The following is a 353-nucleotide window of genomic DNA, read 5'->3' as shown; positions in this document are numbered from 1 at the left end:
AGATAGACCTGGGCCTTCTCCGTTGCACCGATCAGGAATGTTTTATCTCCCTCCACTCCTAATTCATAGCGTAGGCCTTTTGTATAGAAAATTACTTGTTTTGTCATGTTTTCTTACTCCTTGGCCTATTTTAGTTGCTCGAGGACGCACTGGATTTCGTCTCAGTTGAAGACTTATTGTCAGAGGCTTCATCTTGCTGACTGGATGCACTAGAGCTAGACTCACTTGCTAAAAGCTCACTTCGACTATCCCAATATTTCTTGTACTCGTTTTCCAAGGATTCCAGTTTAGCTTCACGGTCTTTGCCTGACAACTTATCATCCTCACGAACTTGCTTGATTTCTTGGGTCAAA

The 353-nt window shown here is 42.8% G+C and carries 1 pseudogene; it reads right to left on the bottom strand.

The window, feature by feature from the left end:
- Nucleotides 1–130 precede the first annotated feature (130 nt).
- A pseudogene (locus SCRDD08_RS10755) lies at nucleotides 131–353 on the bottom strand (type VII secretion protein EssB); the annotation flags it as partial.

It is taken from the genome of Streptococcus cristatus, assembly GCF_001578775.1.
Taxonomy (GTDB): Bacteria; Bacillota; Bacilli; order Lactobacillales; family Streptococcaceae; genus Streptococcus; species Streptococcus cristatus_A.
This window is presented reverse-complemented; position numbering and strand designations above follow the sequence as displayed.